The sequence below is a fragment of the Stenotrophomonas sp. YJH_SMC_16 genome (assembly GCF_059367875.1).
The window spans coordinates 165,122-182,900 of record NZ_JCAFRH010000005.1 but is presented as its reverse complement, the minus strand read 5'-3'; the positions used below and the strand labels follow the sequence as shown (position 1 = coordinate 182,900).

The 17,779-nt window shown below is 65.2% G+C and carries 13 protein-coding genes; 8 read left to right on the top strand and 5 right to left on the bottom strand.

All coding sequences use genetic code 11. The features are described 5' to 3' along the window. Positions 1-599 precede the first annotated feature (599 nt). The 6 genes from AC5P6E_RS12875 to AC5P6E_RS12850 all read left to right on the top strand — a co-directional run bounded on the left by AC5P6E_RS12875 (position 600) and on the right by AC5P6E_RS12850 (position 6,684). Positions 600-1,187 carry a glutathione peroxidase gene (locus AC5P6E_RS12875; protein WP_019337359.1) on the top strand — a complete coding sequence of 196 codons (588 nt, stop codon included), beginning with the start codon at positions 600-602 and terminating at the stop codon, positions 1,185-1,187. Positions 1,188-1,283: 96 nt separating this feature from the next. Next, positions 1,284-2,261 carry an FKBP-type peptidyl-prolyl cis-trans isomerase gene (locus AC5P6E_RS12870; protein ID WP_019337358.1) on the top strand — a complete coding sequence of 326 codons (978 nt, stop codon included), beginning with the start codon at positions 1,284-1,286 and terminating at the stop codon, positions 2,259-2,261. A 23-nt stretch (positions 2,262-2,284) separates the two neighbouring features. Continuing rightward, positions 2,285-3,634, top strand: coding sequence for a UDP-glucose dehydrogenase family protein (locus AC5P6E_RS12865; RefSeq protein WP_010480421.1), 1,350 nt, complete (start codon positions 2,285-2,287; stop codon positions 3,632-3,634). Further along, positions 3,627-3,866 carry a SlyX family protein gene (locus tag AC5P6E_RS12860; RefSeq protein WP_019337356.1) on the top strand — a complete coding sequence of 80 codons (240 nt, stop codon included), beginning with the start codon at positions 3,627-3,629 and terminating at the stop codon, positions 3,864-3,866. The genes AC5P6E_RS12865 and AC5P6E_RS12860 overlap by 8 nt, the downstream gene beginning before the upstream one ends. A 10-nt stretch (positions 3,867-3,876) precedes the next feature. Then, positions 3,877-4,563 carry a DUF2058 domain-containing protein gene (locus AC5P6E_RS12855; RefSeq protein ID WP_019337355.1) on the top strand — a complete coding sequence of 229 codons (687 nt, stop codon included), beginning with the start codon at positions 3,877-3,879 and terminating at the stop codon, positions 4,561-4,563. 48 nt (positions 4,564-4,611) lie between these two features. After that, entirely contained in the window at positions 4,612-6,684 is a 2,073-nt protein-coding gene (locus tag AC5P6E_RS12850) for an acyltransferase family protein (protein ID WP_019337354.1), read from the top strand. A gap of 14 nt (positions 6,685-6,698) precedes the next feature. Here the strand turns inward: AC5P6E_RS12850 and AC5P6E_RS12845 are convergent, their stop codons facing one another. The 4 genes from AC5P6E_RS12845 to AC5P6E_RS12830 all read right to left on the bottom strand — a co-directional run bounded on the left by AC5P6E_RS12845 (position 6,699) and on the right by AC5P6E_RS12830 (position 12,687). Next, positions 6,699-7,883: an MFS transporter gene (locus tag AC5P6E_RS12845; RefSeq protein ID WP_010480429.1), complete on the bottom strand. Its 1,185-nt coding sequence runs from the start codon at positions 7,881-7,883 to the stop codon at positions 6,699-6,701. Positions 7,884-7,969: 86 nt separating this feature from the next. Continuing rightward, a complete protein-coding gene (gene metH / locus AC5P6E_RS12840; protein WP_019337353.1) occupies positions 7,970-10,654 on the bottom strand; it encodes a methionine synthase in 2,685 nt (894 codons plus the stop codon). After that, the gene (locus AC5P6E_RS12835; protein ID WP_010480431.1) at positions 10,651-11,745 is read right to left on the bottom strand and encodes a homocysteine S-methyltransferase family protein; all 1,095 of its coding nucleotides are present in this window, start codon (positions 11,743-11,745) and stop codon (positions 10,651-10,653) included. Before AC5P6E_RS12835 ends, metH begins: the two co-directional genes overlap by 4 nt. 12 nt (positions 11,746-11,757) lie before the next feature. Beyond that, positions 11,758-12,687, bottom strand: a complete 930-nt coding sequence (locus tag AC5P6E_RS12830) for an ArsR/SmtB family transcription factor (RefSeq protein ID WP_010480432.1) — start codon at positions 12,685-12,687, stop codon at positions 11,758-11,760. Positions 12,688-12,840: 153 nt separating this feature from the next. On the opposite strand from AC5P6E_RS12830, the gene AC5P6E_RS12825 reads away from it, so the two are divergent. Together AC5P6E_RS12825 and AC5P6E_RS12820 are read left to right on the top strand one after the other, a co-directional pair. Continuing rightward, entirely contained in the window at positions 12,841-13,989 is a 1,149-nt protein-coding gene (locus AC5P6E_RS12825) for an acyl-CoA dehydrogenase family protein (protein WP_019337352.1), read from the top strand. Between the two features lie 157 nt (positions 13,990-14,146). Continuing rightward, positions 14,147-14,410: a hypothetical protein gene (locus AC5P6E_RS12820; protein ID WP_019337351.1), complete on the top strand. Its 264-nt coding sequence runs from the start codon at positions 14,147-14,149 to the stop codon at positions 14,408-14,410. 183 nt (positions 14,411-14,593) lie between these two features. Here AC5P6E_RS12820 and AC5P6E_RS12815 read toward each other — a convergent pair whose 3' ends face one another. Further along, entirely contained in the window at positions 14,594-17,767 is a 3,174-nt protein-coding gene (locus tag AC5P6E_RS12815; RefSeq protein WP_019337350.1) for a multidrug efflux RND transporter permease subunit, read from the bottom strand. Positions 17,768-17,779: the final 12 nt, after the last annotated feature.

Here is a 17,779-nt window from a genome sequence, read left to right as displayed (position 1 = left end):
GGGTCAGCGGCTGGGCGAACGAGAAATACGGCATGGACAGCGCGCTGTGCAGCCGACGCGGGGGAGGGGGGGAGGAGGGGGCGTTCCCTGCCGGGGAGAGCGTTGCGTCCTGCGGACTTTCAGCAGCGGCAGAAGCAGGGGCGGTGGGCGTGGCCCACCAGGCCAGCACGAGCAGGGTCGAAACAGCGACGGCCGCGGGTGCGGTGAGGTTGCGACGGATCCGGACGTTCATGGCTTCCCCCTGTCTCAGGTGACTGGTGTTGTATGCAACTATAACACCGGCACGCCTACGTGCAACCCCTTGCCGCCCCCAACTGATGGCAGGGGTGGTCAGATTGCTGAAATATCCCTTTATTTGATTGATTTAAAAGGGAAATAAAACTGCCGCAGGGGTCTTCCCGGGGCCGCCCTCCATTCAGTGATGTCCATGCTATGTCATCGCTGCGCCATCGATGGCGCCCGGGCAGCGCATCCGCCACGCAGCGCAAAGCCCGTGTGGGCCTGTGCCATCAGGGGTGCCGGAGCCCGGTGCTATAGTTCGGCCGATTCCCGGCCAGCGCTGGCCGGGCCTTGTGAATGGCTACCGCGGACCGCCTCTGATGCCCCTGCCGACCGTTTCCCCGTGCCGCCTGCGCGGCCTGTCCCTGCTGGCCCTGATGGTGGCCGGTGCCGCCGGTTCCGCCAGTGCGCTGGCGGCCGACCTGCTCGATCTGGAATACCGGCCGTTGGCCAGCAAGCAGCAGGTGAATCTGCAGCAGCGCTATCACGGGCAGGTGCTGCTGGTGGTCAACACCGCCAGCAAGTGTGGCTACACGCCGCAGTACGAAGGGCTGGAGGCGCTGCAGAAGCGCTATGCCGGCCGCGGTTTCGCGGTGCTGGGCTTCCCTTCCAATGACTTCAAGGGCCAGGAACCGGGTGACGAGAAGCAGATCCAGGACTTCTGCACCCTGACCTATGGCGTCAAGTTCCCGATGTTCGAGAAGGTGCATGTGGTCGGTACCCAGGCCACGCCGCTGTACCAGCGCTTGACCGCAGCGACCGGCGTTGCGCCGGCCTGGAACTTCCACAAATACCTCGTGGGCCGCGATGGCAAGGTCATTGCCCAGTTCGCCAGCAAGGTGACGCCGGACGATCCGCAGCTGACCGCGGCCATCGACAAGGCGCTGGCGGCAGCCGCCACGCATTGATATCCGGCACGCATGCCTCGACATCGACGGCATGCGTGCGACAATGCTTCTTTTCGCGCCGACGTCGGCGCCCAGACACTTCCAGGAATGCAGCGAATGAAGATGGGAATGCGCGGCGCCGCGGCGTCGGTTCTGATTCTGGCGATGGGCACTTCGGGTGTCGCTCTGTCGCAACAACCGGCTGCCCCCGCAGCCGCCAAGGAGACCGCAACCTTGAATTCCCCCAAGCAGAAACTCGGCTACGCCATCGGCCTTGATGTCGCCAAGTCGTTCACCCCGATCGCCGATGAGATCGATGTGGCCGCGCTGCGCACTGCCGTGGAGCGCTCGTTCGAGGGCCTGCAGCCGCAGATCACCCAGGAACAGGCCAAGGCCACCGATGCCGCCCTGCGCCAGGTCGTGATGGCCCGCAGTGGCCAGCAGGTGCCGGGCGTGGCACCGGGTTCGCAGCCGCCGAAGGTCGACCGCGTCAAGGTGTCGCAGATGATCGGCTCCTACTCGGTGGGCCCGTCGCTGGCGCAGCTGAAGGACGATATCGATGTCGCCTCGCTGTTTGACGCGATCAGCACCGGCCTGACCAAGGGCCAGCCGAAGATGACGGAAGCTGACGCGACCGCCACCATCCAGGCCTTCATGGGTGCCAAGCAGGCTGAAATGCAGGCCAAGGCCGCCCAGGCTGCGCAGACCAACCGCACGGAAGGCAACGCATTCCTGGCCAAGAACAAGACCCAGCCGGGCGTGGTGACCACCTCGTCGGGCCTGCAGTACCAGGTGATCCGCCCGGGTAGCGGCGAGCGTCCTCTGCCGAGCAGCAAGGTGCGCGTGAACTACGAAGGCAAGCTGCTCAACGGCACCGTGTTCGACAGTTCCTACGGCCGCCAGCCGGCCGAGTTCGGCCTGGACCAGGTGATCAAGGGCTGGACCGAAGGCGTCGCGCTGATGCCGGTCGGTTCGAAGTACCGCTTCTGGATCCCGGGCGAACTGGCCTACGGCGAGAACGGCACCCCGGGCGGCCCGATCGGCCCGAACGCGACGCTGACGTTCGACGTCGAGCTGCTGGGCGTTCTGCCGTAAGTCATTCAGGAGCGAATACGGATATGCGCGTTGCGATTTTTGGTACCGGTTACGTTGGACTGGTGACCGGTACCTGCCTGGCCGACGCAGGCCACCAGGTGGTCTGCGTGGACATCGATCAGGCCAAGGTCGATGGCCTCAACCAGGGCATCATCCCGATCTATGAGCCGGGCCTTGAGCCGATGGTGAAGGCCAACCATGCCGCCTCGCGGCTGGCGTTCACCACCGATGCGGCGGCCGCCATCGAGCATGGCCAGGTGGTGTTCATCGCCGTTGGCACGCCCCCGGACGAGGATGGCAGCGCCGATCTGCAGTACGTGCTGGCCGTGGCCCGCACCATCGGCCGGCACATGAGCGTGCCGACCGTGGTGGTCAACAAGTCGACGGTGCCGGTCGGCACCGCTGACAAGGTGCGTGCAGCCATCGCTGAAGAGCTGGCCGCGCGGGGCGCGGACATCGCCTTCGACGTGGTGTCCAACCCGGAATTCCTGAAGGAAGGCGACGCAGTCGCCGACTGCATGCGCCCGGACCGCATCATCATCGGTGCGACCAGCGAGGAGTCGGTGGCGGTGATGCGTCGCCTGTACGCGCCGTTCAACCGCAACCACGACCGTGTGGTGGAAATGGACGTGCGCTCGGCCGAGCTGACCAAGTACGCCGCCAACGCGATGCTGGCGACCAAGATTTCGTTCATGAATGAAATCGCCAACATCGCTGAACGCGTGGGTGCCGACGTCGAGCAGGTCCGCCAGGGCATCGGCTCGGACCCGCGCATCGGCTGGCACTTCATCTATCCGGGCGCCGGCTACGGTGGCTCGTGCTTCCCGAAGGACGTGCAGGCACTGGCCCGTACCGCCCAGCAGTATGGCCTGGAGCCGAAGCTGCTCAATGCGGTTGAAGCGGTCAACGATGCACAGAAGGGCCACCTGTTCGCCCTCATCCAGCGCCATTACGACAAGGGCGAGGACGAAGGCGTGCGCGGCAAGACGTTCGCCGTATGGGGCCTGGCCTTCAAGCCGAACACCGACGACATGCGTGAGGCCTCCAGCCGTCGCCTGCTGGCCCAGCTCTGGGAAGGCGGTGCCACGGTGCGTGCCTACGACCCGGAAGCGATGCATGAATCGCAGCGCATCTTCGGTGAGCGCGACGACCTCACGTTCTGCAGCACGGCAGGCGAAGCACTGCAGGGCGCCGATGCACTGGTGGTGGTCACCGAGTGGAAGCAGTTCCGCAGCCCCGACTTCCAGAAGCTGCGCGAGCAGTTGAAGGACGCAGTGGTGTTCGACGGCCGCAACCTGTATGAGCCGGGCGAAGTGGAAGCTGCAGGTCTTGCGTACTACGGCATTGGCCGGGGGCGCTCGTTGCATGTCTGATATGCCCACTGAACGCGAGCAGGCGCTGGAAGCGCGCCTGGTCGAGCTGGAAATGCGCGTGTCCTTCCAGGAACAGGCGCTGGCCGAACTGAGCGATGCGCTGGCTGATGCCCGCATGCAGGGCATGCGCAACGCCGATGTGCTGCGCGTGCTGCTGGAAGACCTGGGCAAGGTCCGCAACGCACTGAATTCTTCTGATCCGGCGAGCGAACCGCCGCCGCCGCACTACTGATCCGAATCCTATGAGCGATACCCTCCGCGACCAGCTGATGGGCCTGGGCTTCAAGCCCGCGCCCAAGCCCGAGCGCAAGAATGATGGCCCCCGTCGTGATGGCCGCCCGCAGGGCAAGGGTGGCAACGGCAATGGAAAGCCGCAGGGCGCAGGCAAGGGCGAACACAAGCCCGGCGAGCGTCGCGGGCACGGTCATGGTGGCGCGGGCAAGCCCGGCGGGCATGCGCGCGGTGGCCAGGGACAGCAGGGCCCGCGCAAGCCGCGCAGCGCCGAAGAGATGGACCTGGCCAAGGCCTATGCCATCCGCGCGCAGCGGGAGAAGGAAGAGCGCATCGAGACCGAGCGCCTGAAGCAGGAAGAAGCACGCGTTCGCCGTGAGGCGAAGGCCAAGCTGGAAGAACTGCTGAAGGACAAGAGCCTCAACGCCGAGGCGGCGGACATCGCCCGCCACTTCCCGTACGGCGGCAAGATCAAGCGCATCTACGTGACCGCCGAACAGCTGACCGCGCTCAATGCCGGTGAGCTGGGCGTGGTGCAGCTCAATGGCCGCTACCTGCTGGTAACCGCCGACGTGCTGGCGCAGTCCGAAGCGGTGTTCGCCGCCTCGGTGGCGCTGAAGGTCGATCCGGATGCGCCGACCGAGGAAGATCCGTACGCGGACCCGCAGTACCAGGTGCCGGACGACCTGGTCTGGTAAAGGCGCAACCACTGCGGACGGCACTGTCTCTGCGGTCGGGAGAAAGGGATGACCGCTGATCCAAGCCGTGGCTACGTGCCGCACATTGACGGCCTGCGCGCGATTGCCGTACTGGCCGTCATCGTGTTCCACCTTGACCCGGCCTGGTTGCCAGGCGGGTTCACCGGCGTAGACGTGTTCTTCGTCATTTCCGGGTTTGTGGTCAGCGCGTCGGTGCACCGGCTGCCGCCGTTGTCGCTGTGGCAGTCGATGCTGCGCTTCTATTCGCGCCGCATCCGTCGCATCGCACCTGCGCTGATCAGCTGCCTGCTGTTGACCGCCGTCGCCAGCGTACTGTTCATTCCCGAGTCCTGGCTCAGCGAGGCCAGTGACAAGACCGGGCTGATGGCATTCTTCGGCTTCAGCAACTGGGTACTGGCGCTGATCGGCAACGATTATTTCGCGCCCAAGGCCGAATTCAATCCCTACACCCATACCTGGTCGCTGGGCGTGGAGGAGCAGTTCTACCTGCTGTTCCCGCTGCTGTTCCTGGCCTGGGCGCGCGGCGCGCGCGGGCGTTGGATGAGCCTGGGATTGTTTGCCGTGGTCAGCGCGGCGTCGCTGCTGCATGCGGCGGTGCTGGGCCTGCGCGAGGCACCCCCATCGTGGGCGTTCTACGCCACCACTACGCGGCTGTGGCAACTGGGTGTTGGTGTACTGTTGTTCCAGTTGCTGCACGTGCGCGCATCACTCGATCAAGTGACGGGGGCGGCATTGAAGCGCGCTGCGCCCGTGTTCTCGCTGCTCGCGGTGGTGGCGTTGGCTTTGCTGTGTTGGGCATTGTGGAGCGCACGGGCCGGCCGTTCACCGTGGCCTGATGGCCTGCTGCCGACCTTTGCATCGGCAGGCCTGCTATGGGCGCTGCATCATCATCCGCAGGCCTGGGTGGCACGCCTGTTGGCCAGCAGGCCGATGCGCACCATTGGCCTGCTGTCGTACTCACTGTATCTGTGGCACTGGCCGGTGTTCGTGCTGATGCGCTGGACCGTGGGCCTGCAGACGCCCCTGCAGATGACCGCTGCGATGGCGCTGGTGCTGCTCCTGTCGTGGGTGTCGTGGCGCTGGGTAGAACAACCGTTCCGGGGGCCATGGGCGCAGCGTCTGCGCCCGGGTCGCTGGGTGCTGGCAGGTGCGGCTGTGCTGCTGGTCGCGGCCGGCTCCCAGACGGTGCTGTACCTGCAGGCACCGTGGATATCACTGAGCACGGTCAGCCGGCATCCGGCCGACTGGTATCCCAACGGCAAGAGCGTGGCAGGCGACTATCCCGATTGTGCACTGGTGACGGACAAGCAGCGCTTCGCGGGCGGCAGCATGCGCACCTATGCCCGTGGGGCCTGCAACCGGCCGCTGCCGGCCGGTACGTCGAAGCGGGTGTTCGTTGCCGGCGATTCGCATGCGATGGCCTACATCGAACTACTGCAGCGACTGGCGCTTGAGACCGGTTCGGAGGTCGTCCTCTATGGCCGTGGTGGATGCCCGCAGGTGAGCCTGCAGAAGTGGCGGGGTGCGGGCGCGGGCTGTGGCGATTTCGATGCGGCAGTGCTCGCCGACATCACGCGGCGTGCGCAGCCGGGTGATGCCGTGGTGCTGGTGTCGCTGCGCATACCGCGCTTGTCCGATCAGTTCGTGTTGTTCGATGCGCAGGCGCAGCTGGCGGGCGAGCTGACCCCGGAAGCCACGGCGGGGCGTGAGGCCGAGGTGGTGGAGGCGATCGCCCAATGGCGGCCGTTGGCAGAGCGTGGTGTACGCATCGTGCTGGAGGCGCCCAAACCGGTGCTGCCGGCGCCGCCGTATCGATGCTCGGATCGCTTCAATTCACGTAACGAGGTCTGCCGCAATGGTCTGGACAGCATGCGCGAGGCGATGGAAACGTTGCGGGCACCGATGCTGGGCAGCCTGCAGCAGGTGGTCGATGGCCTGCCAGGCGGTGTGCTGTGGGATCCGATGCCGGTGCTGTGCGATGACGTGCTGTGCCGGGCGCAGCGCGATGGCCGGCCGCTGTTCTTCGATGGCGACCACCTCAGCGCGCATGGCAACCGTGTGCTTCTGCCATCGCTGAAGCAGATACTGCTGCAGCAGTAGGACTGGCGCCGTCGTCAGGCCTCGGAGCGGTTCCGGCGTGTGCGGATCAGTGGCATGCTCAGTGCGAAGAAGCACAGCAATGCGCCGACCAGGGCAAACCCGCTCCCCGCCAGGAATGCGGTGCGGCCATCGTCGATCTTCCACAGCTGGCCGGCAATGAGCGCGCCCAGCACGCCGCCGACACCGGACGAGAAACCGTACAGCAGGCCCTGGCCATGGCCGTTGAGGCGGCCCGGGAAATAGGTCGCCAGCATCTGCATGGCTGCGGCGAAGAAAGCAGCAAAGCCGAGCGCATGCGCGGTCTGGGCCAGCAGCATCACCGGCAGGTTCTCCGGGAACAGCGCGGTGACCGCCCAGCGCAGGCAGGAACTGACCAGCGCGATCAGCAGCATCCAGCTGGCGTCGTAGCGACGGAAGAAACGGCCGATGGTGAAGAACACGCCGACCTCGAACACCACGCCGATGGTCCACAGCAGGCCGAGCGTGGATGTGCGGTAGCCGTGATGGTCCATGTAGACCGAGAAGAACGTGTAGTACGGTCCGAACGAAAGCTGCTCCATGAAGGCAGCGAGGAAGAACGCGAGTACCGGAGGGCGGCGCACGATCTGCCAGAAGCCGCTGGCGTCGCCTTCGGTCCGGCCGATGCCGCGCGCGTAGTGATTGCTGAAGGCGGAAGCGACCAGCAGGACGAACAGCGGCAGCATCATCCACGGCAGCAGCCCGGCGCGGCTGGAGGTGCCGTCACCTTCGATCAGCCAGCCGAACAGGGTCACGATGGCGATGAAGCCCAGTGAGCCCCAGACCCGGATCAGGCCGTAGCGATGGCTGTCGCTGCCGAGATGGGTGAGGGTGATCGACTCGAACTGTGGCATTACCGCGTTGTAGAAGAAGCAGAACACCACCATTGCCGGATACATCCACGGCTGCGGCAGAGGAAGCAGGAACGCGGCGAAGCTGATCAGGGTCAGCAGGCAGCCGATACGCAGCAGGCGGATCGGCCGTGGCGAGGCCGCCGCCAGCGAGGTCCAGGTGCTGGGCGCAACCACACGCGTTGCATACCACAGGCCCATCATCACGCTGATCGCGGTCACGCTCATGCCGCGCGCAGTGAGGAACAGGCTCCAGTAAGGGGTGAACGCACCGAGCGCTGCGTAGTAGAACAGGTAGAAGCTGGAGAGGCGGGCAACGGGGACAGTCATCGCGGAATGATGAAGCAAAAAGGGGACGGAGGGGATCAAGTCGTTTGGGGCACAAACGACTTAATCTCCTCCGCCCCCCTTCTGTGTCATTCGGGATCGTAGTCGAGGTTGGAGGCCAGCCAGCGCTCGGCCTGGGCGCGGTCCACGCCCTTGCGGCGTGCGTAGTCGCCGACCTGTTCGCGGCTGAGCCGGCCGACCACGAAATACTGGCTCTGCGGGTGGCTGAAGTAGTAACCCGATACCGCTGCGGTGGGCAGCATCGCGAAGCTCTCGGTCAACGCCATGCCGGCGTTCGCTTCGGCTTGCAGCAGGTCGAACAGGCAGCGCTTTTCGCTGTGCTCCGGGCAGGCGGGATAGCCCGGCGCGGGGCGGATACCGCGATACTGTTCGTCGATCAGTGCCTCGTTGTCCAGCGTCTCGGCGTGGTCGTAGCCCCAGAATTCCGTGCGTACGCGCTGGTGCAGCCGCTCGGCCAACGCTTCGGCGAAGCGGTCGGCGAGGGCCTTGAGCAGGATCGCGTTGTAATCGTCATGGTCGGCCTCGAAGCGCGCCACGTGGGCGTCGATGCCGATGCCGGCGGTCACCGCGAAGGCGCCGATCCAGTCCTGCTGGCCACTGTCGGCCGGCGCGATGAAATCGGCCAGGCAGAAATCGGGGCGCTCGGCCGGCTTGTCCACCTGCTGGCGCAGGAAGTGCAGCGTGGTCTCGCCCTGTGGGTGCTGCACGCGCACGTCGTCGCCGACGCTGTTGGCCGGCCACAGGCCGAACACGGCCTTGGCGGTCAGCCACTTTTCGCCGACGATGCGCTCGAGCATCGCGCGGGCATCCTTGTACAGATCGCTGGCCTGAGTGCCGACGATCTCGTCGGTGAGGATGGCCGGGAACTTGCCGGCCAGCTCCCAGGCCTGGAAGAACGGCGTCCAGTCGATGTAGTCGACCAGTTCGGCCAGCGGGTAGTCGTCGAATACGTGCAGGCCGGGCTGGTTCGGTGCCGGCGGCGTGTAGCTGTCCCATCCTCCCTGGAATTTCTGCCCGCGTGCATGTTCCAGCGTGACCAGGCGCTTGGCATCGCCGCGATTGCGGTGGCGCGCGCGGATCTCGGCATAGTCGGCCTCGTTGGCGGCAACGAAGGCTTCACGCAGGTCACGCGAGATCAGCGACTGGGCCACGCCGACCGCGCGCGAGGCATCTTTCACCCACACCGTGGGCGCCTTGTAATGCGGGTCGATCTTCAGCGCGGTATGCGCACGCGAGGTAGTGGCGCCACCGATCAGCAGCGGCAGCTCGAAGCCCTGGCGCTGCATCTCGCGGGCGACGTGGCTCATCTCCTCCAGCGACGGAGTGATCAGCCCGGACAGACCGATCAGGTCGGCGTTGTGTTCACGGGCGGCATCGAGGATCTTCTGTGCCGGCACCATCACGCCAAGGTCGACTACTTCAAAGTTGTTGCAGGCCAGGACCACGCCGACGATGTTCTTGCCGATGTCATGCACATCGCCCTTCACCGTGGCCATGATGATCTTGCCGTTGCTCTTGGCGGTGTCGCCGCTGCGCGCCTTTTCCGCTTCGATGTACGGCAGCAGGTAGGCCACCGCCTTCTTCATCACGCGCGCGGACTTCACCACCTGCGGCAGGAACATCTTGCCGGCGCCGAACAGGTCGCCGACCACGTTCATGCCGTCCATCAGCGGGCCTTCGATCACATCCAGCGGGCGGCTGGAGGCCTGGCGGGCCAGTTCGGTGTCCTCTTCCACATAGGCGTCCAGGCCATGCACCAGCGCGTGCGCCAGGCGCTGCGCCACCGGCTTCTCGCGCCAGGCCAGGTCCTCGGTCTTTGCCGCGCCCTTCTTGCCCTTGTAGCGCTCGGCGATTTCCAGCAGGCGCTCAGTGGCGTCGCTGCGGCGGTTGAGGATCACGTCCTCCACGCGCTCGCGCAGTTCCGGCTCCAGCTCGTCGTAGATCGGCATGGCGCCGGCGTTGACGATGCCCATGTCCATGCCGGCGGCGATGGCGTGGTACAGGAACACCGAGTGGATGGCCTGGCGTACCGTTTCGTTGCCACGGAACGAGAACGACACGTTGGAGACACCGCCGGACACATGGCAGTGCGGCAGCGTCTGCTTGATGATGCGGGTGGCTTCGATGAAGTCCACTGCATAGTTGTCGTGCTCTTCGATGCCGGTGGCGACGGCGAAGATGTTCGGGTCGAAGATGATGTCCTGCGGCGGGAAACCGATCTCGTCGACGAGGATGCGGTAGGCGCGGGTGCATATCTCGACCTTGCGCGCGCAGGTATCGGCCTGCCCGCTTTCATCGAAGGCCATCACCACCGCGGCGGCGCCATAGCGCAGGACCTTGCGTGCGTGTTCGCGGAACAGTGCCTCGCCTTCCTTCAGCGAGATCGAGTTGACCACGCTCTTGCCCTGCAGGCATTTCAGGCCGGCCTCGATCACGCTCCACTTGGAGGAGTCGACCATCACCGGGATACGCGCGATGTCCGGCTCGGACATGATCAGGTTGAGGTAGCGGGTCATCGCCGCTTCCGAATCGATCAGGCCCTCGTCCATGTTGACGTCGAGGATCTGCGCGCCGCTGGCCACCTGCTGGCGGGCCACGTCCACCGCTTCTTCGTAGCGGCCTTCCTTGACCAGCTTGCGGAACTGCGCGCTGCCGGTGACGTTGGTGCGTTCGCCGACGTTGATGAACAGCAGATCCGGAGTAATGACCAGCGGTTCCAGCCCGGACAGGCGGGTGTAGGGCGAGGTGCTCATGCGGCCTGCTGCTCCTGGGAACCGGGCAGGGCGCGCGGCGGCAGCCCGGCCACGGCCTCGGCAATTGCACGGATATGGTCCGGGGTGGAACCGCAGCAGCCGCCGACCAGGTTCAGCAGGCCATCTTCGGCGAAGCCTCGCAGGGTACTGGCCATGTCCTCCGGCGTTTCGTCGTACTCGCCGAAGGCATTGGGCAGGCCGGCATTGGGGTGTGCGCTGACATAACAGCCGGCGACCTGTGCAAGGGTTTCCACGTGCGGGCGCATGGCATCGGCACCCAGCGCGCAGTTCAGTCCGATCGACAGCGGTCGTGCATGCGCCAGCGAGGCATGGAAGGCTTCCGCTGTCTGCCCGGACAGGGTGCGTCCGGACGCGTCGGTGATGGTGCCGGAGATCATCACCGGCAAGCGAGCGCCACGCGCATCAAAAGCCTCTTCCAGCGCATACAGCGCCGCCTTGGCGTTGAGCGTGTCGAAGATGGTCTCGACCATGAGGGTGTCGGCACCGCCGTCGATCAGGCCCTCGATCGCTTCGCGGTAGGTGTCGCGCAGCTCGTCGAAGCTGGTGTTGCGGAAGCCCGGATCATTGACGTCGGGACTGATCGAGGCGGTGCGGCTGGTGGGGCCGATTACCCCGATCACGAAGCGGGGCTTGCCCGGCGTGGTCGCAGCCACTGCATCACAGCAGGTTCGCGCAACTGCGGCACCGGCCTTGTTCAATTCGTACACCAGGTGTTCGAGGTGGTAGTCGGCCTGGCTGACCGACGTGGCGTTGAAGGTGTTGGTCTCGACCAGATCCGCGCCCGCTTCCAGGTAGGCGGTGTGGATGTCGGCGACGATCTGCGGCCGGGTCAGCAGCAGCAGATCGTTGTTGCCCTTCAGGTCATGGCCTTCCGGTGTTGCGTGATCGCAGCCGGGGCCATGCAGATGGTCGTAGCCATCGGCGAAGCGCTCGCCACGGTAATCGTCTTCCTGCAGGCCATGGCGCTGGATCATCGTACCCATCGCGCCGTCGATGATCAGGATCCGCTCGCGCAGGGCGTCGAGCAGGGCGTTGGCACGATCAGGATGCAACCAGGGCAGGGCAGGCATGGCGGTCTCGGCTCAGGGCTTGTTGGCGATCAGTGAAATCACTTCAAAGTGCGGCGGACGCTTTTCGCGGGTAACCGTCTCCAGGCTGGACACCTGCAGGCCGGCCTTGTCGACGAACCTGCGCAGTTCCTTGTCACTGAAACCGAGGTTGACGTGGCCGTAAGCCTCCACTGCTGCCTTGTGCTCGTGGCGGGCGAGGCTGCACAGCAGCAGGCGGCCACCGGGGCGCAGCACGCGTGCGGCTTCGGTCACCGCCTGCGCCGGTTTGCTGGCGTAGGTCAGCGCATGCATCAGCACCACCAGGTCGAAGCTGCCGTCCTTGAACGGCAGGGCATGCATGTCGCCCTCGCGCACTTCCACATTGGGCAGGCGGCGCAGGCGCTCGCTGGCGGCGGCGACCACGCGTGCGCTGGTGTCGATACAGATGTAGCGCTTGGCATGCGGGGCGACGAGTTCGGCCAGCACGCCATCACCGGAGGCAATGTCCAGCACGTCGCCGGTTTCCAGCAGTGGCAGCGCGGTGCGCGCAAGGGCCTCCCAGGTCCGGCCTGGAGAATAGTGGCGCTCCATGTCGCCGGCCACGCTGTCGGCCCAGTTCTGGTCGGAGGCGCGGTGGGCCAGCACGGCGGCGACGCGTTCGGCGTCCTGGCGAAGCAGCGGGTCGTCGCTTCCATTGCTCAAGGCATGCCACAATGCACGCTGCGCCGGGTCCAGCTGGGCCTCGTCGAAGCGGTAATAGGCCGACACGCCGGCACGGCGGTCGCGAACCAGGCCGGCTTCCTTCAGGCGCGCCAGATGGGTGGACACCCGCGGCTGTGCCAGCCGGGTGATCGCCGACAGTTCGGCCACGGTCAGTTCCTCCTGCTCCAGCAGCGCCAGCAGGCGCACGCGGGTCGCATCGGCGAACACCTTCAGGCGGGTCGACCAGTCTTCAAGATCCATAAATATCTACCTATCGCGATATAGAGATATATTCGCTGAGAAGGCCTGCTGCGGTCAAGTCGCTGGCGTACGGAAGCCGCCGGGCCCCGGTACAATCGGGGCACCTGGGCACGCCGTGCGCGGCCCATAACATCATGTACCCGGGAGGGTGTTGTGGATTTCAGCTTTACTGAAGAGCAGTTGATGTTGCAGGACGTGGCGCGGCGCATCGCGCAGGAAAAGATCGCCCCGAGCGCGGAGCACCATGACCGCACCGGCGAGTTCCCGCTGGACAACATCCGCCTGCTCGGCGAGAACGGCCTGATGGGCATCGAAGTGCCGACCGAATACGGTGGCGCGGGCATGGACCCGGTTGCGTACGTGCTGGCAATGGTGGAGGTCGCTGCCGCCGACGCTGCCCACTCGACCATCATGTCGGTCAACAACTCGCTGTTCTGCAATGGCATCCTCACCCACGGTACCGAGGAACAGAAGCAGAAGTACGTGCGTGCCATCGCCGAAGGCGAGGCCATCGGTGCATTCGCGCTGACCGAACCGCAGTCCGGCTCGGACGCGACCGCCATGCGCTGCCGCGCGGTGAAGCAGGCCGACGGCACCTTCGTGATCAACGGCAAGAAGAGCTGGATCACCTCCGGCCCGGTGGCCAAGTACATCGTGCTGTTCGCGATGAGCGAGCCGGACAAGGGCGCGCGCGGCATCACTGCCTTCCTCATCGATACCGACAAGGCGGGCTTCGGTCGCGGCAAGACCGAACCGAAGCTGGGCATCCGTGCCTCGGCCACCTGCGAGATCGAGTTCAACGATTACGTGGCGCAGGCTGAGGATGTGCTGGGCCAGGAAGGCGAGGGCTTCAAGATCGCCATGAGTGTGCTCGATGCCGGCCGCATCGGTATCGCCTCGCAGGCCATCGGCATCGCCCGCGCCGCCTATGAAGCGACCCTGGAATACGTGAAGGAGCGCAAGGCGTTCGGCGCGGCCATCGGCACCTTCCAGATGACCCAGGCCAAGATTGCCGACATGAAGTGCAAGCTGGACGCAGCACTGCTGCTGACCCTGCGCGCGGCGTGGGTGAAGGGCCAGGGCAAGCGCTTCAGCACGGAAGCGGCGGTGGCCAAGCTGACCGCTTCGGAAGCCGCGATGTGGATCACCCACCAGGCGGTGCAGATCCATGGCGGCATGGGTTATTCGAAGGAAATGCCGCTGGAGCGCTACTTCCGTGATGCCAAGATCACCGAGATCTACGAAGGCACCTCGGAAATCCAGCGCCTGGTGATCGCCCGCAACGAGACCGGACTGCGCTGAGTGGAAAGGGCCGCGCCGCTGCAACGGCGGCGCGGCCGGTAGATCCACGCCATGCGTGGATCTACACGGTCTTCTTGGCCGGGCGATACCCGATCTGTTCCAATGCAGGTCGTTTATTACGCGGTCTGCAAAGATGATCTATCGAGGTTGGGGATTCATGACGCTGGTGACGCCGATCGCAGCCATCCTGCTGCTGGCGTACTTCTTCCCGCATGAAGGCTCCAAGGGCAACACTCCACTGCCCCAGGTGCTGCTGGGTGCAGGCATCGGCGCAGCGGTGAACGTACTGCTGGGCCTGTGGCTCAATCGTGTGCCCCGGCAGAAGGGCGAGGCCGCACCCCATCACTTCTTCTTCCTGCCGATGCAATGGCCTGCGCTGGCTCTCGTGGTGGTGTGCGTGGTGATTGCGCTGCTGCGCTGAGACGTGGCCCGAACGGCGCCAACCAAGGTTGGCGGCTACCGGGCATGCCGCAGCTCTGGTGATTGCCAGCCGTCGGGCATGTCGTTGCCCTGGTAGATGCCAACCTTGGTTGGGATGCATTCAAAAGCAGAAAAAAGGCCCCGGATCGCTCCGGGGCCTTTCTCGTTTCAGCTCACCACCGGATCAACGATCCGGGCGGTGTGCAGCATCCGCATCACGCTGGCGTTCCATGAACTCCTTGGACGGTTCATCCAGCTTGTCGCCCAGCATGCGGCGCACGATCACGAAGAACACCGGGATCATCAACAGGCCGAGCAGGGTGGCGAACAGCATGCCGCCGATCACGCCGGTACCGATGGCGTGGCGGGAGTTGGCGCCGGCGCCGGTGGAGATCGCCATCGGGATCACGCCCATGATGAACGCGAACGAGGTCATCAGGATCGGTCGGAAACGCAGGCGTGCCGCCTCGATGGTGGCATCACGCAGGGTCTTGCCAGCTGCGCGCTGCTCCACCGCGAACTCGACGATCAGGATCGCGTTCTTCGCCGCCAGGCCGATCACGGTGATCAGGCCGATCTTGAAGAACAGGTCGTTCGGCAGGCCACGCAGCATGGACAGGCCGAGGGCGCCGAGCACGCCCAGCGGCACTACCAGCAGCACCGCCACCGGGATCGACCAGCTTTCATACAACGCGGCCAGGCACAGGAACACCACTACGATCGACAGCACCAGCAGCAGCGTCGCCGCGTTGCCGGCCAGGATTTCCTGGTAGGACATGCCGGACCAGTCGTAGCCGAAGCCGGCCGGCAGATCGTCGTTGACGATGCCTTCCATGGTCTGCATTGCCTCACCCGAGCTGGTGCCCGGTGCCTGCGAGCCGACGATGTTGATCGCCGAGTAGCCGTTGTAGCGGCTCAGTGACGGCGGTGCCGACACCCATTCGGACTTGACCACCGTGTTGAGCGGGATCATCGCGTTGGTGCCATCGGCATTGGTGGTCAGGCTGGACGGGCTGTAGAAACTCTTCAACGACTCCTGGCCGGTGCGGTACGGGCCATCAGCCTGCATGGTCACGCGCTTGATGCGGCCTTCGTAGAAGAAGTCGTTGACGTACACCGGGGCCAGCATCAGCTGGATGGTGCTGTACACGTCCGACACCGACATGCCCATCGACTGCGCCTGCACGCGATCCACGTGCAGCTGCAGCTGCGGCGCGTTTTCCAGGCCGTTCGGGCGCACACCGACCAGGTGGTCCGGTTTCTGCGCGGCCTGGCCGAGCAGGATGTTGCGGGCCTGGGTCAGCTGCTCGTAACCGGCACCGCTACGGTCCTGCAGCCACATGTCGAAGCCACCGAACTGGCCAAGGCCCTGCACGGTGGGCAGGTTGACCACGAAGATCTGCGCTTCCTTGATGCCATAGAACGCGCCGTTCATGTTCTGGATGAACTCCGGCGCGGTGAACTTGCGTTCCTCCCACGGCTTCAGGCGGATGAAGCCCATGCCCACGTTCTCGCCGGAACCGACGAAGCTGAAACCGGCCACCTGCAGCATGCCTTCATAGCCATCCTGCTTTTCCAGGATGCCACGCATCTGCGCGAACACTTCGTTGGTCTGGCCCTTGGTCGAGCCCGGCGGCAGCTGCACGATCGCCAGCGCATATCCCTGGTCTTCTTCCGGCAGGAAGCTGCCCGGCATGCGGGTGAACAGGAAACCGCACAGAGCGGTCAGCACCACGAACAGGATCATCCAGCGCGGCGCATGGCGCACCGCCGAGGTGATGTGGCCCACGTAGGTGTGGCTGATCTTGTCGTAGTACTTGTTGAAGGTGCGGTAGATGATGTTCGGGTTGTCGTTGTGCGTCGGCTTGAGGAAAGTCGCGCACAGCGCCGGGGTGAAGCCCAGGGCCAGGAACGCCGAGAACGCCATCGAGATGGCGATGGTCAGGGCGAACTGCTTGTAGATCTCACCGGCGGCGCCGCCCTGCAGGGCGGACGGGATGAACACCGCAGCCAGCACGACGGTGATCGCCACCACCGCGCCGGTGATCTGGGTCATCGCCTTCTGCGTGGCCGGCTTCGGCGCCAGGCCTTCCTCGGTCATGATGCGTTCGACGTTCTCGATCACCACGATCGCGTCATCGACCACGATGCCGATCGCCAGCACCATCGCGAACAGGGTCAGCTGGTTGATCGTGAAGCCGATCATCCACATGCCCAGGAAGGTACCGAGCAGGGCCACCGGGATGACCAGGGTCGGGATCAGAGTGGCGCGGAAGTTCTGCAGGAAGATCAGCATCACCAGGAACACCAGGAACACCGCCTCGAACAGCGTCTTGACCACTTCCTGGATCGAGATCTTGACGAAGGTGGTGCTGTCGTACGGCGAGAACCAGGTGACGCCGGCCGGGAAGCTGGGCTGCAGTTCGTCCATCTTGGCGCGCACCGCATCGGCCACGTTCAGGGCATTGGCGCCCGGCAGCAGCTGGATGGCGAAGGCGCCGGTCGGCTTGCCGTTGTACTGGGTGTCGAAGCCGTAGTTGTTGGCACCGAAGGCAACGCGGGCGATGTCCTTCAGCAGCACGCGCGAACCGTCAGCATTGGCGCGCAGGATGATGTTCTCGAACTCCTGCGGCGAACTGAAGCGGCCTTCGGCCGAGACCGTGGCGGTGAAGTGCTGGCCTTCCGGCGACGGGTCCGAACCCAGCGCACCGGCGGCGAACTGCACGTTCTGCGCGCGCACCGCCGCCAGCACCTGGCTGGCCGACAGGCCATAACCCTGCATCTTTTCCGGGTTCAGCCAGATGTTCATGGCGTACTCGGAACCGAACTGCTGCGTGCTGCCGACGCCGGGGATACGCGAGACCTGGTCGAGCACGCGCGAACCGACGATGTCGTTCAGGGCGTCACGGTTGATGGCGGGGGTATCGGACTGCAGCGCCACCACCATCAGGAAGCCGGCGTTGGCCTTGGCCACCACCACGCCCTGCTGGGTCACTTCCGAGGGCAGGCGTGGCGTGGCCAGCGAGACCTTGTTCTGCACCTGCACCTGGGCGATGTCCGGATCGGTACCGGTCTCGAAGGTCAGGGTGATCTGTGCACGGCCGTTGGAGGCGGACGAGGAGCTGAAGTACAGCAGGTGATCGATACCGGTCAACTGCTGCTCGATCACCTGGGTGACCGACTTCTCCGTGGTGTCGGCACTGGCACCCGGGTAGGTGGCCGAGACGGTGACCTGCGGCGGGGCGATGTTGGGATAGGACTCCACGCCCAGGTTGAGGATCGCGATCACGCCGCTGAGCGAGATCAGGATCGCAACCACCCAGGCGAAGACTGGATGTTCGATGAAAAATTTAGGCATGACGGAAGGTTC